20 protein-coding genes and 1 tRNA gene are annotated in these 22653 nt (G+C 67.8%); 5 read left to right on the top strand and 16 right to left on the bottom strand.

Going from position 1 to position 22653, the window contains the following annotated elements; translation table 11 throughout:
- Nucleotides 1-26: 26 nt before the first annotated feature.
- A complete protein-coding gene (locus tag KIT89_RS00560) occupies nt 27-308 on the bottom strand; it encodes a metal-sensitive transcriptional regulator (protein ID WP_297602512.1) in 282 nt (93 codons plus the stop codon).
- 57 nt (nt 309-365) lie between these two features.
- Between KIT89_RS00560 and KIT89_RS00555 the strand changes: the two genes are divergently transcribed.
- Nucleotides 366-1004: an MBL fold metallo-hydrolase gene (locus KIT89_RS00555; RefSeq protein ID WP_297602511.1), complete on the top strand. Its 639-nt coding sequence runs from the start codon at nt 366-368 to the stop codon at nt 1002-1004.
- Here the strand turns inward: KIT89_RS00555 and KIT89_RS00550 are convergent, their stop codons facing one another.
- From KIT89_RS00550 to KIT89_RS00535, 4 genes are read right to left on the bottom strand one after another with little or no spacing between them, the layout of a single operon-like run.
- Nucleotides 1005-1490, bottom strand: coding sequence for an SRPBCC family protein (locus KIT89_RS00550; protein ID WP_297602509.1), 486 nt, complete (start codon nt 1488-1490; stop codon nt 1005-1007).
- A complete protein-coding gene (locus KIT89_RS00545) occupies nt 1490-2953 on the bottom strand; it encodes an NAD(P)/FAD-dependent oxidoreductase (protein WP_297602508.1) in 1464 nt (487 codons plus the stop codon). The genes KIT89_RS00550 and KIT89_RS00545 overlap by 1 nt, the downstream gene beginning before the upstream one ends.
- 40 nt (nt 2954-2993) lie before the next feature.
- Nucleotides 2994-4058: a hypothetical protein gene (locus KIT89_RS00540; protein ID WP_297602507.1), complete on the bottom strand. Its 1065-nt coding sequence runs from the start codon at nt 4056-4058 to the stop codon at nt 2994-2996.
- Nucleotides 4058-4747 carry a MerR family transcriptional regulator gene (locus KIT89_RS00535; RefSeq protein ID WP_297602506.1) on the bottom strand — a complete coding sequence of 230 codons (690 nt, stop codon included), beginning with the start codon at nt 4745-4747 and terminating at the stop codon, nt 4058-4060. Before KIT89_RS00535 ends, KIT89_RS00540 begins: the two co-directional genes overlap by 1 nt.
- 103 nt (nt 4748-4850) lie before the next feature.
- Here KIT89_RS00535 and KIT89_RS00530 point away from each other — a divergent pair, with 103 nt between their 5' ends.
- Entirely contained in the window at nt 4851-5096 is a 246-nt protein-coding gene (locus tag KIT89_RS00530; RefSeq protein ID WP_297602505.1) for a hypothetical protein, read from the top strand.
- A gap of 31 nt (nt 5097-5127) precedes the next feature.
- Here the strand turns inward: KIT89_RS00530 and KIT89_RS00525 are convergent, their stop codons facing one another.
- Both KIT89_RS00525 and KIT89_RS00520 read right to left on the bottom strand, forming a co-directional pair.
- Nucleotides 5128-6075 (bottom strand): Ppx/GppA family phosphatase, encoded by a 948-nt coding sequence (locus tag KIT89_RS00525; protein WP_297602503.1) that lies wholly within the window; start codon nt 6073-6075, stop codon nt 5128-5130.
- Nucleotides 6076-6121: 46 nt separating this feature from the next.
- A tRNA-Gln gene (locus tag KIT89_RS00520) sits at nt 6122-6193 on the bottom strand.
- A 72-nt stretch (nt 6194-6265) separates the two neighbouring features.
- Here KIT89_RS00520 and KIT89_RS00515 point away from each other — a divergent pair.
- A complete protein-coding gene (locus tag KIT89_RS00515) occupies nt 6266-7210 on the top strand; it encodes a cytochrome b/b6 domain-containing protein (RefSeq protein ID WP_297602502.1) in 945 nt (314 codons plus the stop codon).
- Here the strand turns inward: KIT89_RS00515 and gltX are convergent.
- The 6 genes from gltX to KIT89_RS00485 form a co-directional block, all read right to left on the bottom strand.
- Entirely contained in the window at nt 7207-8706 is a 1500-nt protein-coding gene (gltX, locus tag KIT89_RS00510) for a glutamate--tRNA ligase (protein WP_297602501.1), read from the bottom strand. The genes KIT89_RS00515 and gltX overlap by 4 nt on opposite strands.
- 64 nt (nt 8707-8770) lie before the next feature.
- Complete coding sequence (locus tag KIT89_RS00505) at nt 8771-10243, bottom strand: cell wall-binding repeat-containing protein (protein WP_297602500.1); 1473 nt, start codon at nt 10241-10243, stop codon at nt 8771-8773.
- Nucleotides 10244-10334: 91 nt separating this feature from the next.
- Nucleotides 10335-11618, bottom strand: coding sequence for an MFS transporter (locus KIT89_RS00500; protein ID WP_297602498.1), 1284 nt, complete (start codon nt 11616-11618; stop codon nt 10335-10337).
- Between the two features lie 11 nt (nt 11619-11629).
- A complete protein-coding gene (locus KIT89_RS00495; RefSeq protein ID WP_297602496.1) occupies nt 11630-12418 on the bottom strand; it encodes a fumarylacetoacetate hydrolase family protein in 789 nt (262 codons plus the stop codon).
- A gap of 22 nt (nt 12419-12440) precedes the next feature.
- The gene (gene typA, locus KIT89_RS00490) at nt 12441-14348 is read right to left on the bottom strand and encodes a translational GTPase TypA (RefSeq protein WP_297602495.1); all 1908 of its coding nucleotides are present in this window, start codon (nt 14346-14348) and stop codon (nt 12441-12443) included.
- A 74-nt stretch (nt 14349-14422) separates the two neighbouring features.
- Complete coding sequence (locus KIT89_RS00485; protein ID WP_297602494.1) at nt 14423-16093, bottom strand: ABC transporter ATP-binding protein; 1671 nt, start codon at nt 16091-16093, stop codon at nt 14423-14425.
- Between the two features lie 17 nt (nt 16094-16110).
- Between KIT89_RS00485 and KIT89_RS00480 the strand changes: the two genes are divergently transcribed.
- The gene (locus KIT89_RS00480) at nt 16111-16761 is read left to right on the top strand and encodes a PH domain-containing protein (protein WP_297602493.1); all 651 of its coding nucleotides are present in this window, start codon (nt 16111-16113) and stop codon (nt 16759-16761) included.
- A gap of 35 nt (nt 16762-16796) precedes the next feature.
- Here KIT89_RS00480 and KIT89_RS00475 read toward each other — a convergent pair whose 3' ends face one another.
- The 3 genes from KIT89_RS00475 to KIT89_RS00465 all read right to left on the bottom strand — a co-directional run bounded on the left by KIT89_RS00475 (nt 16797) and on the right by KIT89_RS00465 (nt 21402).
- A complete protein-coding gene (locus tag KIT89_RS00475; RefSeq protein ID WP_297602492.1) occupies nt 16797-17936 on the bottom strand; it encodes an ABC transporter permease in 1140 nt (379 codons plus the stop codon).
- A 1-nt stretch (nt 17937) separates the two neighbouring features.
- Nucleotides 17938-19482, bottom strand: coding sequence for an ABC transporter permease (locus tag KIT89_RS00470; RefSeq protein ID WP_297602490.1), 1545 nt, complete (start codon nt 19480-19482; stop codon nt 17938-17940).
- Between the two features lie 129 nt (nt 19483-19611).
- Entirely contained in the window at nt 19612-21402 is a 1791-nt protein-coding gene (locus KIT89_RS00465; protein ID WP_297602488.1) for an ABC transporter family substrate-binding protein, read from the bottom strand.
- 390 nt (nt 21403-21792) lie between these two features.
- Here KIT89_RS00465 and KIT89_RS00460 point away from each other — a divergent pair, with 390 nt between their 5' ends.
- A complete protein-coding gene (locus KIT89_RS00460; RefSeq protein ID WP_297603862.1) occupies nt 21793-22590 on the top strand; it encodes a CPBP family intramembrane glutamic endopeptidase in 798 nt (265 codons plus the stop codon).
- Nucleotides 22591-22653 lie beyond the last annotated feature (63 nt).

Here is a 22653-nt window from a genome sequence, read left to right as displayed (position 1 = left end):
CGTCGGCGGCCCGCCCCGCGCGCGGCTCAGCTGCCCCGGTTCTGCTGCAGCTCGAAGACTGCGAGCAGCTCGGCGACCGCCTTCTCGCGCTCGTCGGCGCCCGCGTCGAACATGTCGGTGACATGGGTGCGCAGATGGTTCTCGACGAGCAGCTTGTTGAGGCTGCGCAGGCTCTTCTGCACGGCGAGCGACTGCGTGATGATGTCGACGCAGTACTCCTCGCTCTCGATCATCTTCTCGATGCCGCGCAATTGGCCCTGGAGGATGCGTGAGCGGTGCAGGGCGCGCTTCTTGATGTCGTCGATCACGAGACCAGGGTACCCCCCGGGGGTGTCGCGTCGAGGCGCGCTGGCTAGGGTGGCGGCATGAACATCACCAAACGAGAGCACGCGTGCCTCGTCGTCGAGCACGATGGGGCGACGCTCGTCATCGACCCTGGCACCTACACCGAACCGTTCGTCGTCGACGCGCTCGCGGCGATCGTCGTCACGCACGAGCACGCCGACCATGTGACGCGCGAGCACCTCGATCGGTTGCTGGCGCACGCGTCGGGCGCCGTCGAGCTGTTCGCTCCGGCAGGGGTCGCCGCGGCGCACCCCGACTACCACTGGCAGGTCGTCGACGCGGGAGACGTGCGCACTGCCGGGCCGTTCGCGCTCGCCTTTTCGGGCGGACACCATGCGACCATCCACCGCTCGATTCCGATCATCGACAACGTGGGAGTCTTCGTCAACGAGACCCTCTACTACCCCGGCGACTCGTTCACCGTGCCGACGAGCGACGTGCCAGTGCTCGCGGTGCCGTCGAGCGCTCCGTGGCTCAAGATCGGCGAGGTCATCGACTACCTCGACGCGGTGAAGCCCCGGCACGCGTTTCCGACCCACGAGCGCGTCAACTCCGAGATCGGCAACGCGATGGCGAACGCGCGCATCACCTCGGCGGTCGAAGCGCACGGAGGTCGCGTGACCGTGCTGCAGCCGGGCGAATCTCTCGAGCTCGACTGACTACTCTTCGCCGCGGTCTTCGGCACTCGACCGCTCTTCGGTCTCGTCGTTCTGCCACATGCCCTCGGCCAGATAGCCGAGGCGCCGCAGCGCTTCGCGGTTGCGCAGATCGAGCGGCGGGTCGGTCACGAATCGCGGCAGGTACTGCACTGGCCCGCGCACCGCATACTCGGTCATGCGCACGATGCAGCCCTTCGGGTGCGGCCGCACCTCCATGACGATGCGTGCCTCGCCGATCGGCCACCCGCGCGCGATGAACTCTGCTCGGCGCGGGGCATCCCATGCGATCACCTCGGTCTCGTCGTCGATGACCGCCGGCCAGATACCGACGGAGTGGCGGATGCACGAGCCGGGCTCGGGCCACGACTCGTCGACGCCGCGCATGCGCGACGCCCCTACGACCCACGACGGATACGTCCAGCCGTCGGCGAGCACCGCGAAGACTGCTTCGGGCGGGCAGTTCATGACTGTGGTCGTGCGTGCCATCAGTGTTCCCCCTTGGTGACTCCCAGAAACGGAAGCCGTTCGATGCCGAATTCGTGCCGCAGCGCTGACCGTGCGGCGTACGCGCCCGCGAGCCCGTGCACCCCCGGCCCCGGTGGCGTCGCCGACGAGCACAGGTAGACCCCTGGCATCGGCGTGCGCCAGGGGGTGATCGCGAGGGTGGGCCGGGCGGCCAACTGCCAGAGCGTCGCCGCCCCTGTCGCGATGTCGCCGCCGATGTAGTTGGCGTTCTGGCGCTGCATGTCCATCGCCGTCGCACTCGTCGACGCTTCGATGACGTCGCGGAACCCTGGTGCCCACCGTTCGATCTGGCGGATGATCGCCTCGGTCTGGTCGAGCGTCGAGCCGTGCGGCACGTGCGTGTACGTCCACAGCACGTGCTTGCCGTCGGGCGCTCGAGAAGGGTCGACGGTCGACGGCTGCGAGACGAGCACGTAGGGGTCGTCGGCGTGCTGCCCTCGCGCGACCGCGGCTTCGGCGGCGGCGATGCGCTCGCGGGTTCCGCCGAGGTGCAGGGTCGGCACGGTTCTCAGCGCGGGGTCGATCCACGGCACGGGGCCGCTGAGAGCGAAGTCGACTTTCGCGACGGCGTCGCCGTGACGGTATGCGAGCAGTCGTCGGCGGTACGACGCGGGCATGCTGTCTGACGCGAGGCGCACGAGGGCGCGAGGAGTGATGTCGAGCAGCACGGCATCGGCGTGCTCCACCTCGGCGAGCGACGTGATGTCGACGCCGGTCTCGATCGTTCCCCCGTGCGCTCGAAGGTCGGCGACGAGCGCGTCGATGATCGACTGACTGCCGCCGATCGGAATCGGCCAGCCGCCCGCGTGCCCCGCCGTGGCGAGCGCGAGAGCGGCACCCGAGGTCGACAGCGATGGCATCGGCTGCACCGAGTGCGCCGCGACACCCGAGAGCAGCGCCGGAGCAGCCGCCTCGCGCCAGCGGAGGTTCCAGGCAGGGCTGCCCTGCTCGAGTGCTCTGAGGCCGAACAGTGCGGTCGTCACCGGGTGGGCAGGAACCCGCAGCAGCGACGACCCAGCGAACTGCGCCACGCGCTGGGCGCGCTCGACGAGCGGGCCCAGCAGGCTGCGCCATGCCGAGCCGTCGACACCCAGATGCTCGACGGTGCGCTCGAGATCTCGATAGGCGAGCACCGCCGGTCGGTCATCGAGCGGGTGGCCGTACGAGACCTCGGGCGTCACGAGCTCGATGCGCTTCTGCAGCTCGAACCGGCGGAAAAACCCCGACGAGACGGCGAGCGGATGCACCGCCGAACCCAGGTCGTGCGCGAAGCCCGGCAGCGTGAGCTCAGCGGTGCGGGCGCCACCGCCGATCGAGTCGGCCCGCTCGAGCACCGTCGTGCGCACCCCGGCGCGCGCGAGCACGGCGGCGGCCGCGAGACCGTTCGGCCCCGAGCCGACGACCACTGCCGTGTTCGAGCTCATGCCTCCAACGTACGGGGCGCTCAGGCGCCCTGGGGGCCATTCACAGGGTTTGCTCGTGGGTCGTTCGGGAGGCTCGCCGTCGCGATCCCGCGACGAGCACCCCGAGCGATGCGGCGAGAGCCAGTGCGGCGATGGCGGCAGCGATGGCGAGAGTCAGGGCATCCGGTGCCACGATCGACTGGCCGCGCAGAGCCTGCAACGTGACGAGACCGACGACCGCGAGGTAGGCGCCCGCGCCCGTGAGCACGAGGCCGCGCCGAACGGCCCAGTCGCGCAGCACACCCAGTCGGCGCGCGCCGAGCTCGAGCAGCAGCGCGAGCAGGGGCAGCGCCTGCAGGGCGTGCATGCCGATGAAGTGCGGAATGCGCAGGTCGCCGCCCTCGGTGCTCCAGCCGAGCAGGGGCAGGCCGGGGCCGCCGTCGGCGACTCCGACCGCGTGGGCACCGGCGATGCCTTGAAAGTCGTTCAGCTGCTCGGCATTCGGGCCCGTCATGAGAAAGGCGAGACCCATGCCCAGCAACGAGATCGCGACGCCGGTGCGAATCGCCGCCTGACGCGCGGGGTCGGCCCCCGGGTTGCGCCACAGGGCGGCGGCGGCGACGAACGTGGCGACCCACAGCGTGGTGATCGCTGCCGCCATGATCGACCACAGGGTGGTCGCGAGCGGAGTCGACACGTTGAAGTGGCTCGTGATGCCCGCCATCGCGGCACCGGTGATGACGACGAGCTCGATCGCGAGCGTGATCGCGATCACCGTGCCGGCCCACCACGCCACGCGCTGCCAGCGGGTGAAGTGGCCGATGATCCACGCCCAGGTGACGGCGTAGATGGTGCCCGAGATGGCGAACTTCAGCGGCTTCTCCCACAGATTGACGCCGAGCAGCTCGCGGTCGTCGATGAGCCAGCCGACCGCCGTCGCCACCGTCAGGCCTGCCAGCAGGATGCCCAGTGCGAGCAGGGGGCGGTGCCAGCGGCTCGGCGGAAGGTCGAGGCGCCAGTCGGCTGCTCCTCGCCCAGAGTGGTCAGTTGTTGCCGCCTCAGCAGTGCGTTGCGACAACAACTGACCACTCGAGGCGGGTTGGGGTTCGGGATGTGTGGTGTGCATCAGCAGTCCTCAGGGTCGGTCGTGGTTGTCGTGGTGGAGGGTGGTGCGGGAAACCGGCGGAACGACTCTGCCTCTTGCGCGATGCGGCGAAGCCCCGCGAGCAGCGCATCGCCGAGCACGGTGCCCGCGGCGACAGTGCGGGTCATCTCGGTGGGCTCGGCGACCGCACCGACCGCCGCGAGGTCTGCGGCGGCGACGAGATCTGCCGCCTCGGCGTAGCCCTCGAGCGCTGTGTCGGTGATGTGCTGCAGCCCGAGCTCGGCATAGGTGTCGAGCACGCGCGCGGCGAGCGGCAGGCCGGGGTTGTTCGGGTAGACCCGCCAGCCGCGGCTCTCGCACAGGGCATCGATGCGGGCTCGGCCTGCGCTCGGCCGGGCGGGAGCATCCGGTGTCGTGTCGTCGCCTGCGATCGCGGCGGGGATGCTCACCGCGCGTTGCGCCACACCGAAGACGCTCGACAACGGCAGTTCAGAGTCGAGGGCGGCAACCACGCGGGCGGCCTGCGCGACGCTGAGGCCCCCCACCTCGAGCAGCGCGCGCACGAGGCGAACGCGCTCGACGTGACCATCGTCGTACTGCGCCTGATTGGGGCTCGTGCGCTCGCCGGCGTGCAGCAGGTGCTCGCGCAGGTAGAACTTGAGCGTGGGCACAGGTGTGTCGGTCGTGGAGCTGAGCTCGGACATCCTCATGCACAGATAGTAACACTATCGATAGTGCCACTGTCTATATCTATGCCGAGGTGGGCGCCCCTGAGTTGCCGACGATGTCAGAGGGCCGCGTCACACTGCCCTCATGACCGCACAACGCGCCAAGTGCCCCCGATGCGGCTCGACCGAGGTGGTGCCGATCATCTACGGCTACCCGGGCAGTGCCGACCGCGAATCGGCAGAGGCTGGGCGCATCGTGCTCGGCGGATGCACCGTCGGCGAACGCGACCCTGACCCGACGCACGTCTGCTGGCGGTGCGAGATCGAGTTCGACCGCGCGACGGGCACCGCGTACGCTCGCCCCGCCGACGACGCCGACTGGCTCGAGTGACCGTGCACCCAGCGTGCACCCGGCCGCGCGACTAGCGCGACAGACCAGGCGACGCGGCGAGGGCATCCATGTAGCGCAGCACGACGCCCTCGCGCAGCGCCCACGGCGACACCGTCAGGGTCGACACCTCGAACACCTTCATGGCCGTGCGCAGCACGATCGCTCCGGCGAGAATCTGATACCCGCGCTCGGGGGTGATGCCCGGCAGGTACTGCCGCACCTCTGACGGCATCTCGCGCAGAGTCGGCTCCCACTCGCGCAGCCCCGTGTAGTGGATGGGCGCGAGCCGACCAGTGACCGGGTCGGCGGGGCCGCCGACGAGTCGTGCCAGTGAACGGATGGTCTTCGAGGTGCCCACGACTCGCGTCGGCGTCGGGCGCCCGGCGAACAGCCTCTCGCGCACCTCGGTGAACGTCGATCGAGCATGCGCGCGCAACGCCGAGACCGCCTCGCGCCGCGGCGGGTCGTCGCGCAGAAAGTTGAGAGTCGTGCGACCGGCCCCGAGAGGCATCGACACCTGCACATCGGGATATTCATCGGCGCCCTGGGCGATCTCGAACGAACCGCCGCCGATGTCGAACAGCAAGATCTCACCGGCAGACCAGCCGAACCAGCGCCGTACGGCGAGCATGGTGATGCGCGCTTCGTCTTCACCCGACAGCACCTGCAGTGCGACACCCGTCTCGTGAGCGATGCGCGCGAGCACCTGCTCGCCGTTCGCCGCCTCGCGAATCGCCGATGTCGCCGTGCTCATGAGGTCGTCGACCCCGATGGCGTCGACCGCGTCGACCGCCTCGCGAATCGCGTCGACGAGCAACTGCTGCCCCTCATCGACGATCGCACCGTCTGCGTCGAGATAGCGCATCAGGCGCAGCGTCGACCGCTGCGAGTGAAAAGGCACGGGGCTCGCACCGGGATGCGCGTCGACCACGAGCAGGTGAACGGTGTTCGAGCCGACGTCGATCACTCCGAGGCGCATGCCCTCGAGAGTACGCGCTGCACGCGCGGTCGGTCGTTACTCAGAGCTGGGGTGCCTGGACTCGAACCAAGAACAACTGAACCAGAATCAGCCGTGTTGCCAATTACACCACACCCCATCAACCGGGCCAGAGCCCCGCTGAAGAGGCCCGCGAGCGGGCCAGTGAGCGAGTTTACCCTACGCTCGAGAGGTGCTGGTTTCACGGTCTCGCATCGCGCGCATCGCCATCGTCACCGTGGTCGGTCTGGCGCTGCTCGCGGTCGCCATCGCGGCCGCGCAGGCGTGGAGGTCGACGGCCGCCGGCATGGCGTTCATCGCCGACCACCCCGGGTCGGTCGACGTGCCGGCCGGAACCCCTGCAGGCTTCGCGCCCTGGCTCAGTTGGACGCACTTCGCCAACGGCTTCTTCTTGCTCTTCATCGTGAGCTCGGGGCTGCACCTGCGCTCGAGTGCCCGGCCGATCGCCTTCGTGACGCGCCGCAATCGCGGCCCGCTGCGCACAGCCGGTGCACCGAAACGGCTGGGCATTCACACGTGGTGGCACCTCGTGGTGGTCACGCTGTGGGTCGCGACGGGCCTCGTCTACGTGACCCTGCTGGTGGTCACGGGGCACTGGGCGCGAGTCGTGCCCACCGAGTGGGCGGTCGTGCCGAACGCGATCTCAGCGGCCGCGCAGTACCTGTCGCTCGACTGGCCCGCTCACGAGAGCTGGGTGCGGTACAACAGCCTGCAGGTGCTGTTCTACGGCGCCACGGTCTTCATCGCATCACCGCTCGCGCTCGTCACCGGGCTGCGGCTCTCGCCGGTGTGGCCTCAACGGTGGATGCGCAGCACCGGCCCGCTGAGCGACGCCTGGGCGCGGCAGACACACTCGCTCGTGCTCTGGTACTACCTCGCCTTCACGGCCGTGCACGTCGGTCTCGTGCTGCTCACCGGAGCCCGCCGCAACCTCAACGCCATGTATCTCGGCCTCGACGACAGCGCGAGCTGGCTCGGCGTGCTCGTGTTCGCCGGCTCTGTCGTCGTCATGGCCGCGGCGTGGGTGCTGCTGCGCCCGCCCGTGCAAGTGGCCATCGCAGAGCGGGTCGCCGACGTGAGGCGCATGCCGGCACCACCGAGAGCAGATCGGCCCTAGAGAGAGGCGCGCAGCGCCCGCAGCCGCGCCAGGGTCGACTCGCGACCCAGCAGTTCCATCGACTCGAACAGCGGCGGGCTCACGCGGCGCCCCGAGACTGCAACGCGCAGAGGCCCGAACGCGAGCCGCGGTTTGAGACCGAGCCCGTCGATGAGGGCTGCGCGCAATGCCTCTTCGATGGTCGCAGGGGTGAAGTCGGCGAGCTGCTCAAGGGCGGCGACCCCGGCGTCGAGCACCGCTGCAGCATCGTCGCCGAGCGTCGCGCGAGCATCCGACTCGATCTCGAGGTCGTCGTCGGCCGTGAAAAGAAAGGCGACCATGCCGGGCACTTCGCCGAGCAGCGCCACCCGCTCCTGCACGAGCGGGGCCGCGGCCGCGAGCATCGCGCGCTCAGCAGGGCGGGGCACGTCGTTGAAGAGGCCCGCACCGCTGCAATACGGAATGCTGCGCTCGACGAACTCGTCGAGCGCCAGCCGCCGCACGTGGTCGCCGTTGATGGCCTCGGCCTTCTTCACGTCGAATCGCGCGGGGTTGGGGTTGACATCGACGACGTCGAATGCGGCCGTCATCTCGTCCATCGTGAAGACGTCGCGGTCTGCGGCGAGCGACCAGCCGAGCAGCGAGAGATAGTTGAGCAGCCCCTCGCGGATGAAGCCGCGATCACGGTGGTGGAACAGGTTCGACTCGGGGTCGCGCTTCGACAGCTTCTTGTTGCCCTCGCCCGTGACGTAGGGCAAGTGCCCGAACTGCGGAATCGCTGTCGCGACGCCAACCTCGATGAGGGCGTGATAGAGCGCGATCTGCCGCGGGGTCGACGACAGCAAGTCTTCGCCGCGCAGCACGTGCGTGATGCCCATGAGCGCATCATCGACCGGGTTGACGAAGGTGTAGAGCGGTGCGCCGTTGGGGCGCACCACGACGAAGTCGACGAAGCTGCCCGCCGGGAAGGTGATCTCGCCGCGCACGAGATCGGTGAAACTGAGGTCGGTGTCTGGCACGCGCAGACGCAGGGCGGGCTCGCGGCCTTCGGCACGGTAGGCGGCCTTCTGCTCGTCGCTGAGCTCACGCTCCCAGTTGTCGTAGCCCTGCTTCGGGTCTCGGCCGAGCTCGAGATTCTTCGCCTCGATCTCCTCCCCCGTCATGAAGCTCTCGTAGAGGTGGCCGCTCGCGCGCAGGCGCTCGATGACGCCCGCGTAGATCTCGCCCCGCTGCGACTGCCGGTATGGTGCGTGCGGTCCGCCCGTCTCGACGCCTTCATCCCAGTCGATACCGAGCCAGCGCAGCGCATCGAGCAACTGGTGGTAGCTCTCTTCGCTGTCGCGCGCCTGGTCGGTGTCTTCGATGCGAAAGACCATGGTGCCGCCCGTGTGCCGCGCGTACGCCCAGTTGAACAGGGCGGTGCGAATGAGCCCGACATGCGGGGTTCCGGTCGGTGAGGGGCAGAACCGCACGCGCACATCGGCGCCGGTCGCGGTCGAGAAGGCGGGGCTGGTCACAGCGAGCCAGTCTAGGCGGTGCCAGATGCTCGCCTCGCGAGAGCCCCGCCTCGACTCGCGCGGCTCAGCAGCGGTAGAACCCCGCGACGGTCGGGCTCAGCGCGCCGAGCCCACCGAGCAGCACGAGGTCGTCTGGGTCTTGCGAGTTGAGCGCCGAATGGGCTGACGACGGCACGCAGCTCGAGAGCACCGTGAAGAGCGGAGCACCGAGCGCACCCGCGGCCGCACCGCCCGAGAGCGCATCGGCGAAGCTCGTGCCGGTGGCGAGGTAGCTGCGCGCCGCGTGCGGAAAGTGGTGCGAGGCGATGAGCGATGCGGTCGAGTAGCGGTCTGCTCCCGAGAACCGCGAGACCTCGAGCCCCGCCGCGACGAGCGACTGCTCGATGCCGGCACTTACAGCGCCCTCACCGCCGACGATCACGACTCGTCTGGTCGAGAAGGTGTTCAGCAGGGCGAGGGTCTCAGCATCGGCGGCAGGGGCGAGACCGAACACCAGAACGACCGGAGCATTGACCGATGCCGCTGCCGGCCCGGCAGCCAGTGCGTCGGCGAAGCCGGTGCCGGTGGCGAGGTAGACCACGGGCGCTCCGGTCGACCTGTATGCGTCGAGCGCGAGATTGCGCGACGTCGCGTAGCGGGTCGTGCCCGAGACCCGTTGCACGTTGGTAGTCACCGTGCGCAGGCTGGCGAGCACCGAGTCAGACACGACGCCCGAGCCGCCCGCCACCACGATGCGGCTCGGGTTCAGTCGCCGCAGCTCGCTCATGATGACCGGCGGAATCGAGCCGGGTTGCACGAGCAGCAGGGGTCCGTTCGCTGCGCCGGCGAGCGCGGCTGCGCTCAGCGCGTCAGGAAAGTCGAAACCCGAGGCGATGTAGACCGTGCTGGCGCCCGACGGAAAGGTGCGAGCCGAGATCTGTGCCGATGTCGAGAACCGGTCGTTGCCCGAGATGCGGTTGACGGCGCCGGGCGGTGTCGGCGGTGCCGATGCGTATCGACCGAAGTTCTGGGTGAAGTACAGCCGACCGTTAGCGTTGGCGGCGACACCGATGCCGATGTCAGTGTTGGTCGAGAGCAGGTTGGCTCTGTGCCCCGGCGAGTTCGCCCACGCATTCACCACGGCCGAAGCGGCGTAGCCTGCGGCCACGTTCTCAGCCGCCCGGCTCCACCCGGCCGGATACAAGAGGTGGAAGCTCGGCCGGTGCGACATCGTCGACACGCTCGCCTGCTGCACCGACCAGTCTTGAGCGATGTCGTTGAGCGCAGCGTTCAACCGCAGCGGCGGCAGGTTGTTCGCGGCCCGCAGCGCGTTCGTCTGCTGCAGGATGAGGGCTCGCTCATCGGCGAAGACCCCCGCGGTCGGCAGCAATGACGCCGTGGCATCGATTCCGGTCGACGTCGAGATGTCGACGCGGTGCTCGACGGGCGCTTCGATGCCGGGGGCCGGTTCGGCGATTTCTTGCGCTGCGGTAGCCGTCATCGGTGGCGCGATCAGCAGCAATGCCACGACGACTGCGGTTGCAACGTGCGTCTTCACGGTTCCCCCCGAAACCCGTTTCGACCTGACTGTTCGACCCCCCGATTGAACAGCAGCCCCTCACGACCCCCTGTCGTGATGTGTGGCAAGTCTAGGTGAGAGGGGCCGGTTCGACCGCTCCCCCCTTTCGCGGGGTAGTGCTCAAAACGAACATCACGACTCCCACGAGCACCATCGTGACGAACGAGAGACCCGAATAGCCGAGCGCAGCGAGCGCCACACCGGCCAGGGCGCCGCCCACCGCCCCGCTTGCACTCATCACGAGGTCGCTTCGCCCCTGCACGATTGTGCGGCGATCCGGCCGCGCCGACTCGGTGAGCAGCGCAGAGCCGGCAACGGTCGAGGCACTCCAGCCCAGCCCGAGAAAGATGAGCCCGGCAACCACCCAGCCTTCGCTCTCGGCGCCGAAGCCCGTCATGAGCAGGCTCGCGGCGAGCATCCCCTGCCCCACCGCGATCGTGAATCGCCGGCCGACGCGGTCAGCCAAGATTCCGAAGACGGGCGACAGCGCGTACATGCCCGCGATGTGCAGGCTGATGGTGAACCCCACGATGACCAGGCTGGCGCCGTGGGCGGTCAGGTGCACGGGAGTCATCGCCATCACCGAGACCATGGTTGCGTGACTGAGCGCGATCGACAGGATGGCGAGACGGATGCCCGGCCGATCGTCGACCGCCGCCACGACGATCGGCTGCTCGACACCGGCCAGCTCGGCGTCGGCGCGACTCGCACGCTGCTGCTCGGCCTGCCACTCGGCGGCGACGCGCAGAGGGTCGGGGCGAAGGCCGATGAGGTAGAGCGCGGCAGCGAGGCTCTGTGCCAGCACCGTGAAGAGGAAGGGCCCGCTGAGCTCGGGCAGCCCCAGGTAGGCGCCGAGGGTCTCGCCGGGGCCGATGAGGTTCGGGCCCGAGACGGCGCCGACGGTGGTCGCCCAGACGACGAGCGAGAGGTCTCGGCCTCGCGTGCTGGGGGCGGCCAAGTCGACGGCGGCGAAGCGCGACTGCAGATTGACGGCAGTGCCTGAACCGATGAGGGCGATGCCGACCAGCAAGAGCGCGAAGCTCTCGGTGCCCGCTGCCACCATCGACAGGATGGCGCCGAGGGCGGCGGTGAGGGCTCCGGTGGCGAGAGCGGGCGCCCGACCAGCGCGTCGTGCCAGCCGCGCGAGGGGAATCGCCGCGAGCGCCGCGCCGAGCGTCACCATGGTCGCCGCCATGCCGCTGAATGCGGGCGAGCCCGAGATCTCGGCCGCCAGAATCGCGCCGATCGAGAGCGTGGCGCCCATGCCCAGCCCCGCGAGAATCTGACCCGCCATGAGCACCGTCCGAGTGCGTCGCTGCAGCGCTGCGACCGAGACGACGGTGTGGGTGGTCACTGAAGGCGAGCTCAGGCCGGTTCGTCGACGCGGTCGTCGCGGTTCTTCGCCGGATTGCGCAGGGTGCCGAGACCCTCGATGGTGATCTCGACCGTCTGGCCGTCGGTGAAGCCGCCCAGGCCGTCTGGCGTGCCCGTCATGATGATGTCACCGGGCAGCAGGGTCCACGCGTCGCTGACGAACTCGATGATCTCGGGCACGCCGTAGATCATGTCTCGAGTGTTGCCTGCCCGACGCGGCTCGCCGTCGACGAACGTCGTGATCTCAAGGTTCGACGGGTCGAGCTCGGTCTCGATGAACGGGCCGATGGGGGCGAAGGTGTCGAAGCCCTTCGCACGCGCCCACTGCCCGTCGGCGAACATCACGTCTCGTGCAGACACGTCGTTGCCGATCGTGTACCCGAAGACGACGTCTCGCCAGTTCTCTCGCTTCACCCGTTTGGCAACGGCGCCGATGACCACGACGAGCTCGCCCTCGTGCGTGATGCGACCGTCGACGGGAGGCAGAATGATCGGCTCGTCCGGCCCGATCACCGCGGTGTTCGGCTTCAAGAAGATCAGCGGGTTCTGCGGCCCGTCGTACTGCATGGTCTGCACGTGGGCGGCGAAGTTCATGCCGATGCAGACCACCTTCGAACGCGGGATGACCGGCGCAAGAATGCGCGCGTCAGCGAGCCTCACGCGCTCGCCCGTGGTCTCGTAGCCGTGAAACATGGGGTCTCCGGCGAGCACCACGAGTTCGTCGTCGTCGACGATGCCGAACTGCGGGTCTTCTCCGGTGCTGAACCGCGCGATCTTCACCTGTTCAGCCTAACTGAACCACTCAGGCGTTCTGCTTCTTGAGCCGTGACGCCGCGCGCGCACGAAGGGTCTGATCGAGCTCGACCTTGCGAATGCGCACGATCTCGGGAGTCACCTCGACGCACTCGTCCTCGCGCGCGAACTCGAGGCACTCTTCGAGCGTCAGCTGACGAGGCGGCGTGAGGCGCTCGAGCTCTTCGGCCGTCGACGAGCGGATGTTGTTGAGCTTCTTCTCTTTCGTGATGTTGACGTCCATGTCGTCGGCTCGCGAGTTCTCGCCGACGACCATGCCCTCGTAGACCTCTTCGGTCGGCTTGACGAAGAACGTCATGCGCTCTTGCAGCGTCATCATCGCGTTGCTCGTCACGACACCCGCGCGGTCGGCGACGATCGAGCCGTTGTTGCGCGAGACGATCGAGCCCGCCCAGGGCTCGTAGCCGTGCGCGATCGCATTGGCGATGCCGGTGCCGCGAGTCGTGGTGAGAAACTCGGTGCGAAACCCGATGAGCCCGCGACTCGGCACGATGAACTCCATGCGAACCCAGCCCGTGCCGTGGTTGGTCATGCCCTCCATGCGTCCGCGACGAGCGGCGAGCAGCTGGGTGATGGCGCCGAGATACTCTTCGGGTGCATCGATCGTGAGGTGCTCGAACGGCTCGTGCAGCTTGCCGTCGATCGTCTTCGTCACCACTTGGGGCTTGCCCACAGTGAGCTCGAAGCCCTCGCGGCGCATGTTCTCGACGAGGATCGCGAGGGCGAGCTCGCCACGCCCCTGCACCTCCCACGCGTCGGGCCGGCCGACGTCGACCACGCGAATCGAGACGTTGCCGATGAGCTCGCGGTCGAGGCGGTCTTTCACCATGCGCGCCGTCAGCTTGTGACCCTTGACCTTGCCGACGAGCGGTGAGGTGTTGGTGCCGATCGTCATCGAGATCGCCGGCTCATCGACCGTGATCGCCGGCAACGGCCGAACGTCATCGGGGTCGGCGATCGTCTCACCGATCGTGATGTCTTCGATGCCCGCGATGGCGACGATGTCGCCGGCCATCGCCGACTCGGCCGGGTAGCGCTCGAGAGCTCGCGTCTTCATGAGCTCGGTGATGCGCATCGAGCTGTGCGAGCCGTCGTGGCGCACCCATGCCACGGTCTGGCCCTTCTTGAGCGTGCCGTGGAAGATGCGCAGCAGCGCGATGCGACCCAAGAAGGGGCTCGCATCGAGGTTGGTCACGTGAGCCTGCAGCGGGTGCTCGTCGTCATAGCTCGGCGCCGGCACATGCTGCAGAATCGCCTCGAACAGCGGCTCGAGGTCGTCATTGTCTGGCAACTGGCCGTCGGCCGGGCGCGTGCGGCTCGCAGCGCCCGCGCGACCCGAGGCGTAGATCACCGGAAGATCGAGAATGGCGTCGACGTCGAGGTCGGGCACCTCGTCTTGCAAGTCGCTCGCGAGCCCGAGCAACAGGTCATGGGTCTCTTCTTCGACGGCCTCGATGCGGGCATCCGGTCGGTCTGTCTTGTTGACGAGCAGAATGACCGGAAGCTTCGCCGCCAGGGCCTTGCGCAGCACGAAGCGAGTCTGCGGCAGCGGCCCCTCGCTCGCGTCGACGAGCAGCACGACGCCGTCGACCATGCTCAGCCCGCGCTCGACCTCGCCGCCGAAGTCGGCGTGCCCGGGAGTGTCGATGACGTTGATCGTGATCTCGTCACCGCCGGCGTGCTTGCCCTTGTAGGTGACCGCCGTGTTCTTGGCGAGAATCGTGATGCCTTTTTCTCGCTCGAGGTCGTTCGAGTCCATTGCGCGGTCTTCGAGGTGCGCGTGGGCAGCGAACGAGTCGGTCTGCCGCAGCATCGCGTCGACGAGGGTGGTCTTGCCGTGGTCGACGTGGGCGACGATCGCCACGTTGCGCAAGTCGGTGCGGGTGCGGATAGCCATTGGTCTATCCTCCCAGACTGCGAGCCGACTTCGGTTCGCAGCCCTGCAGCGCGATCGTCAGCCCCTCGTGAGCCCTAGCCGGCGACGCGTCGCGCTTCGCGTCGTTCGCGCTGCTCGTCAGGGTCGGGCACCGGCACCGCGGCGATGAGACGCCTCGTGTAGTCCTGCTGCGGGTTGCGCAGAATCTGCTCTTTCGAGCCCTGCTCGACGATGACGCCGCGGTGCATCACCGCGATGCGGTCGGCCAGCAGGTCGACGACGGCGAGGTCGTGGCTCACGAACAAGATCGCGAACTGCTGCTCGCGCTGAATCTGCTGCAGAATCGCGAGCACGCGGGCCTGCACCGAGACGTCGAGGGCGCTGGTCGGCTCATCGGCGACAAGCAGCTTGGGTGAGAGCGCGAGCGCACGGGCGATGCCGACCCGCTGCCGCTGGCCCCCCGAGAGCTCGTGCGGAAAACGGTTGCGGTAGCTCTGCGGAAGCTCGACCATCTCGAGCAGGTGCTCGACCCTGGCCGTCACCACCTTCTCGTCTTTCTCGCCGGCCAGCTGCAGCGGCTCACCGATCGAGTCGCCGATCGGCCAGCGCGGGTTGAGCGACGAGCCGGGGTCTTGAAACACGATGCCGATCTTGCGACGGATGCTGCGCAGATCGTCTCTGCGAACCCCGACCATGTTCTGGCCGGCCACCGACAGCTCACCGCTCGTTGCGGGCATGAGGCCCACAACGGCGCGAGCGATCGTCGTCTTGCCCGAGCCCGACTCGCCGACAAGCCCGAGCACTTCACCCGGATAGATCTCGAGGTTCGCGCTGTCGACGGCGCGGAAGGCGGGCACTCGACCGCGCTTCGGGTACTCGACGACCAGGTCGCTCATGCGCAAGACGGGCTCGACTCCGGGCTCACGGTGCGCGATGCTCTCTTCGGCCGCAATGCCGGTGCCGAGGTGCGGAACCGCCGCCAGCAGCGCCTGGGTGTAGGGGTGCTCGGGCTTCTTGAAGATCTGCCGCACCGAACCCGACTCGACGACTTTGCCGTCTTTCATGACGATGACCGAGTCGGCGAGGTCGGCCACCACTCCCATGTCGTGCGTGATGAGGATGATGCCGCTGCCGAGGCGAGCGTTCAGGTCGCGCAGCAGGTCGATGATCTCGGCCTGCACCGTCACGTCGAGAGCCGTCGTCGGCTCATCGGCGATGAGCAGCGCGGGGTCGCATGACAGCGACTGCGCGATCATCGCGCGCTGGCGCTGCCCGCCCGACAACTGGTGCGGGTACGAGTCGAATGCCTTCTGGGGGTCGGGCATCTCGACGAGCCGCAGCAGCTCGAGCGCACGTTCGCGCGCCGCCTTGCGCAGCATGCGCGGGTTGTGCACCTTGAGCGCTTCGACGATCTGGAACCCGACGGTGTAGACCGGGTTGAGCGCGGTCATGGGCTCTTGGAAGATGACGGCGATGCCGCTGCCTCTGATCTCGCGCAGTCGCTCGAGGGGAGCGTCGATGAGCTCTTCGCCCTTGAGCCTGACGCTGCCCGAGGCTCGGCCGTTCTGCGGCAGCAGGCCGAGCAGCGCCATCGACGACGTGCTCTTGCCCGACCCTGACTCGCCGACGATGGCGAGCACCTCACCCGGCTGCACCGAATAGGTGACTCCCTCAGCTGCGGTCACCCACTCGCCCTCGACCCAGAAGTCGACTCCCAAGTCGGTCGCTTCCAGAATCGGCGCCTTCGGCGTCGTTGTCTCGGTCACTGTGCTTCTCGCTCTCTGTGGCTCTCGTCGCCGTCGTCATGGGTGGCCGTGGCACGATGGTCGTCGTGACTGGGCAGCCCATCGTGTTTCGATCGACCAGCAGCCGCGTGCTCGCCGGCATCATCTCGGGAGGCGCGCTGGTGGCTCTGGTCGCGGTCGTCATGACCGAGGGCGCTGCCGGCGCCCTCACCGTGCTGCCCGTGCTCGCGCTCATCGGCGGCTTCGGCTGGGCCGCCTACTGGCGACCCGCCGTGGTGGTCGACGACTCGGGCGTCACGGTGGTCGGGGTCATCGCCACCACCCAGGTGCCGTGGGCGAGCATCCGCACCATCGACACGCGGTGGGCCCTGACGCTGCAGACCACGTCGGGCGTCGTGACAGCCTGGGCCGCTCCGGCGCCGAGCAGGCACGGCCTGTACCGCGTGACCAAAGGCGAGAATCAGAACCTCGCCGCTGACACCTACCTGGCCGGAACCATCCGCCCCGGCGATGCGCTGTCGAGCGACTCGGGTCAGGCCGCCGAGATCGTTCGCCGCGCGTGGGATCGCTGGCGCGATGCGCAGGGCGAGTCGCCCGCTGACGGCCAGCCCGTGCACCGACGGTGGCACGTGGCGACCCTCGGCATCGCCGCGGCGCTGACCATCTGGGCAGTGCTTGCGCTGATCTGAGCGGCGCGCGGCCACCAGTCTCGGCATCATCGTCGTCACTGCCTCAGCGAGGTGGTGTCGCGCTCACGACGGCTGCCCGCCACCCAGCCGCGCACCAGGTCAGAGGCCTGCTTGCGCAGCGGGCGCAGGTTCGGCATGCCCTTCTGACGCGGGTCGAATGCGTCGCGCAGCCCGTCGCCGACGAAGTTGATCGCGAGGGCGATGATGATGATGAAGAGACCGGGCCACCAGAACAGCCATGGCCTCGTGTTGAACGCACCCTGGTACTCGCTGATGATCTGACCCAGCGAGATGTCGGGAGTCTTCACGCCGAATCCGAGAAAGCTCAACGAGGTCTCGATGAGAATGGCCGCACTCATGAGCAGCGTCGCGTTGACGATGATCACGCCGACGGTGTTCGGCAGAATGTGCCGGAAGATGATGCGACCGTCTTTCGCGCCGGCGACGCGAGCCGCGTCGACGAACTCGCGCTCACGCAGCGCCAAGAACTCGGCTCGCACGAGTCGAGCGAGCAGCGGCCAGGCGATCAGCCCGAGCAGAATGCCGAGGGCGATCGTGTTGCCACCCACCGAGCGGCCGAGCACGGCGCCGAGCACGAGCAGCGGGATGATCAGAATCACGTCGGTGCCGCGCATGAGGAGCGAGTCGACCTTGCCGCGGAAGTACCCGGCGGTCGCACCGATCGTCGTGCCGATGACCGTCGAGAGCACACCGACGAGCACGATGACGGTGATCGACTGCTGCGTGCCGCGCATCACGCGGGCGAAGATGTCTTTGCCCGTCGTGTCTTGACCGAACGGGTGCTCGCCGATCGCGAACGGCCACAGGGTGAGCGTCGGCGCACCGCCCGGGTTCACGAGGGCGTACGACTCGTACCAGTTGTACTTCCACCAGCCGGCGATTCTGAAGCCGTCGACGGCGAGCCGACCCGTCTCGGGGTCGGCCACCAGCCGGCCCGAGCCGCCGACCACTGTTCCCACCGAGGTGAACGCCACCAGCACGATGAATCCGAGCACGAAGAGCGCGGCGACCGCGACCTTGTGCCTGAAGAACTTGCGGCGCACGAGCGTGCCGAGGCTGAGACCTTCAGTGGCCCTCTGCTCGATGGTGATCTCGTTGCCGCGCGACTCATCGGCGGGCAGTGCGGTCACGGGAGGTGTCGATTTCTTGGCCATGTCAGCTCACTCGGATTCTGGGGTCGAGCGCCGAGTACAGCAGGTCGGCAACAACGTTGAACACCACCGTCAGCACGCCCGTGACGAGGAAGAAGCCCATCACGAGATTGACGTCGACGGCTCTCAAGCCCTGCGTGAAGAGCTGCCCCATTCCTTGCCAGGCGAACACCTGCTCGGTGATGACAGCCCCACCGATCACGGCGCCGATGTCGACGGCGACGATCGTCGCGATCGGGATCATGGCGTTGCGGAACGCGTGACGCATGACCACAGTGCGCTCGGTGAGGCCCTTCGCGCGAGCGGTACGGATGTAGTCCTGGTTCAAGACCTCGAGCAGGCTCGCCCGTGCGTAGCGGGTGTAGCCAGCCACCGAGATGATCATGAGCGCGATGGTCGGCAGAACCAAGTGGGCAGAACTGTCGAGGAAGTGCATCCACATGTCGTCGACGCGGGCCAGTGACGGCGTCGTCGCGCCGATCGTCGAGATGACGCCGTTCGAGAGCGGGATCAGCCGCAGGTAGTCGTCCCAGCGCAACAGCATCTGGTCGAGGATGAACGGCAAGAGCTGCAGGCCGCCGATCAGCACACCGACTCGCATCATGATGCGCTTGTCATCGCCTCCGGTGAAGAAGCCCGCGATGAGGCCGATGCCCACGAGCACGACGAGCGCGATCACGATCGACAGCGGGTTCTTCAGGTAGAAGAACAAGAACTGGAAGGGGTACCACAGCGCAGCCGCGGCCGCGATCATGATGCCCGCGGTCAGCAGGGCGCGGCGGTTGGTGACACCGGTCGAGAGCACGACCACGATGGCAGCGATGAGCACGCTCAGCACGACCACGCCGATGATGCCGAGCGACGGGCTCGCGAGCCACTGCGTCACCTGCAAGAAGATCAAGAAGGCCGCGGTTGCTCCACCCACGAGCGCGAAGCTGCGCAATCGGGTTCTGATCTCGCCGCCGACGACGGCAGAGCCTATGAAGCCGAGCCCGAGCGTCGCTATCAGAATGAACCACCACGGAAACTCTGGATTGCTGAGGAACTGGTTGAAGCGGATCGCTCCGTACTCTTTGAGCAGCACCGCGACCCAGAAGATGGGCAGCGAGTAGAAGATGAAGGCGAAGAGGGTGACGGTGTAGTCGTAGCCCGAGTACTGGCGCAACGCGGTCGTCATGCCGATGGCGACGCCGACCAGGATGGCGAGGATGGTGGCGAGCGTGACCAGTTGCAGCGTCGATGCTGCAGCGGTGCCGATCGCGTTGATGACGGGCTGGTCGCCGCGCGAGACCGAGATGCCGAGGTCGCAGCGGCCGATGAGGCAGCCTGCCGCTCCGCCGAGCCACTTGAAGTAGCGCAGCAGGGGAGGTGTGTCGAGGTCGAGACGGCGACTGAGGTCTGCCATCTTCTGCTGGGCGTCGGGGTCGCGACTGCCGCGCAGCTGCTCGAGGGGGTCACCCGAGTTGGCGGTGAGCTGATAGACCACGAACGACGCGATCAGCAGCACGACGATGGTTGCAAGAGTGCGCCGGAGCACGAAAGTGAGCACGAGGAACTTTCCGAGATCGAGTGGGATGCGCGGTGCCGGTCACTCGAGCTGAGCGACCGGCACCGCGGCGGGGCTATCCGTGGTCGGGCCGTCGATCGCTCGACGACCCGACCGTGATCGGATCAGCGCTTACTGCGCAACCGCTCCGACCGGTGCCCACTCCCAGAAGTTCCAGAAGTAGGTCGGCGACAGCGGGCTCGGGTCGATGCCCTCGACTCCCGCGTCCCACCAGGTCAGACCGGGGAACTGGAAGATCGTGGTGCCGTAAGCGTCCTCCCAGAGGAGCTTCTCGACCTCAATCTGGATCTCGATCTGACGCGCCTCGTCGAGCTCGGTCTCGAGGCTCTTCAGCAGACGGTCGACCTCGGTGTTCGAGTAGCCACCGAAGTTCGAGGGCTGGCCGGTTCCGAGGAACTGGTCAGAACCCGTCACCGCGAGGCTCGTCGACTGCCACGCGAAGATGACCGCGTCGTGCGGGTTCACGGGGTTGATCGACGGGTCGGTGAACTCCCAGTTGGGCTCTGAGGTGTCGATGACGTTGAAGCCGGCCTGGGCGCCCGCCTGGGCGATCAGCTCGAACTCAGCGGCACGACGAACGTTGCCCTCGGGGTACCAGAAGCGAACATCCACCGGCGTCTCGACGCCAGCCTGCGCGAGCAGGTCGCGAGCCTGGGCGATGCCAGCCTCGGTGCCGCTCTCGGAGTAGAACGCCGAACCGTTCTGCGCGACCATGTCGTCGTATCCGGGCGAGCCGGGGATGAGCAGGATCGAGTTACGGATCTCGGCGTTGGGGTTCAGCGGCGCGATGAGCGTGTCGATGATCTGCTGACGCGGGATCACCGAGAGGAACGCCTGACGCACGAGCTTCGCGGTCTCAGCGTCGCCATCGTAGGCAGCGGGGTCGAAGGGACCCCCGTTGTTGAACGTCAGGTCGACGTGCTCGTAGGTCGCTTCGTCACCCGTGGCGTACTCACCGTTGCTGAGCGCCTGCACGAGCTGCAGCACGTCGGGCGTGGGCTGGCCCGAGGCCACCTGCACGTCACCGTTGTCGACGGCCTGCACAGCGGCCGTCGGGTCGCTGATCTCGCGCACCGTGATGCGCTCGTACTTGGGGCTCGGGCCCCAGGTGTAGCGCTCGTTGGCGACGAGCGTGACGTAGCTGTCTTCGACGAGCTCTTCGACCACGTACTGGCCGCTCGAGAGCGTCACCAGCGGGTTCTCAGGAGTGTTCGGCGACTGGTAGCCGGTGTTCCAGGCCTCGGCGACCGGGGTCAGCCACTCGACGTCCTTCTCCTGAATCGCCTCGATCAGCAGTCGCTTGGCTTCGCCAGCGTCTTCGATCTCGGGGTAGGCCATCTGCACGGTGCCGTGCGCCGAGACGCCGAGACCGAACTGCGTGGGCCAGTCGACGTACGCGATGTCGTAGACGAGGGTCAGCTTGCGGCCGTCGATCTCGGGAGTCGCGGTGGCGAGCTCAGCGCGCGGGTTGGCGTGCAGGAAGAGCGGGTTGCCATCGGCGTCGGTCACACCGGCGAAGATGGTGACCCAGGCGAGCAGCAGGTCGGCGGCGTCGATGTCGACTCCGTCAGACCAGACCACGCCGTCGTTGATGGTGTACTCCACCGTCAGCGGGTCGTCGCTCGTCTTCTCGTAGGTGCCGAAGCCGGTGTCGTCGATGAGCGCGGGGTCGCTGTTGTAGTAGTTGAACCCTGAGCTCGTCATGTAGGTGACGATCGCGTTGGCGGTGTTGTTGCCGCTCGCGCTGTTCGGGTTGAACTCGTTGATGAGGTCGTTCCAGGCCACAGTGATCTCTGTGCCCTCGATGACTTCGGACTCATAGGGTGTCGCGCAGGCGCTCACCACAAGGGTGCTCGCCGCGATCGCGGCAATGCCGGCGACCCCGAATCTGCTGATACGCAATTTTCCTCCTGTGCAAGATGGATACGCGGCGGCACATCTCGTGAGCGCACCGACGCGCCTGTTGGGTTCGACCCTAGATACCCAGAGACACCCCCGCCAAACTGTAGGCCGTTTCGTTACACACCGGTAACGCCACCGCGCGCTACCGAGCACAAACGCAGGATTGGTGCAGAGCATCCCCCACCATACGCAACAATCGTGCGCCATTGGTCAGATCTTTCACCGCACCAGGTGAACGTGCGACGACGGCGCCCATCACACCGCCCGAGCGCCTGTCGCCACCCGACAATTTCGACACATCGCAACTGGTCACCTTGCCGGTTCTGCACAAGGCGCCGGGTCGACCGCGTCGCCGTCGAGGGCGGGGTGACCGAGAATGGGGGCGTGCCGTTGCCACCGGATGCCCCCCTCGCGCCCGCCGCTCGCCCGAGCCCGCGGCGCCTGCGAGCAGAGATACTCATCGTGCTCGGCCTGACACTCGGCATCAGCGCCGTGTACTCGCTCGTCGCCATCATCAATCGGCTCACGCGCGAGGTGCCGCTCGGCGATCAGACGGCCACCCTGAACCCGTCGCGCAGCGAACGACCGATCTTCGATCTGATCTACCAGCTGCTCGGCGTCGTCGCCGACCTCGTGCCGGTGGCTCTTGTGGTCTTTCTGCTCTGGAGCACGACCCGCCCCCACCTTGGCCGCCTCGGCATCGACGGCTCGAGGCCGTGGCGCGACGCCCGCGACGGCGTGGGGCTGGCGCTGCTCATCGGCGTGCCCGGCCTGTTCGTCTACCTCGCCGGGCGCGAACTCGGCCTGACCGTGACTGTTGTACCGACCGCCCTCGATGAGCACTGGTGGACGGTGCCGGTGCTGCTGCTCGCGGCCGCGCGCGCTGGCATCGTCGAGGAGGTGATCGTCGTCGGATATCTGTTCGCACGCTTGCGCGACCTGCGCTGGGGGCCGTGGGCGATCATTCTCACGAGTGCTCTGCTGCGTGCCACCTACCACCTCTACCAAGGGTTCGGCGGGTTCATCGGCAACTTCGCCATGGGCGTGCTGTTCGGCTGGCTCTACACGCGCTACGGTCGGCTGCTGCCGCTCGTCTTCGCGCACTTTCTCATCGACGCGGCGGTGTTCGTCGGCTACGCGTGGGCAGCGGCCGCCTGGCCCGGCCTCTTCGCACCCCCCGCCCCTTAGCAGTTGCCCGCACGGACGCCGAGTGAAGCGTTCGCCGCTAGGCGAACGCGTCACGGCGCGCCG

The organism is Microcella sp. (assembly GCF_025808395.1).
Lineage (GTDB): Bacteria > Actinomycetota > Actinomycetes > Actinomycetales > Microbacteriaceae > Microcella.
This window is presented reverse-complemented; position numbering and strand designations above follow the sequence as displayed.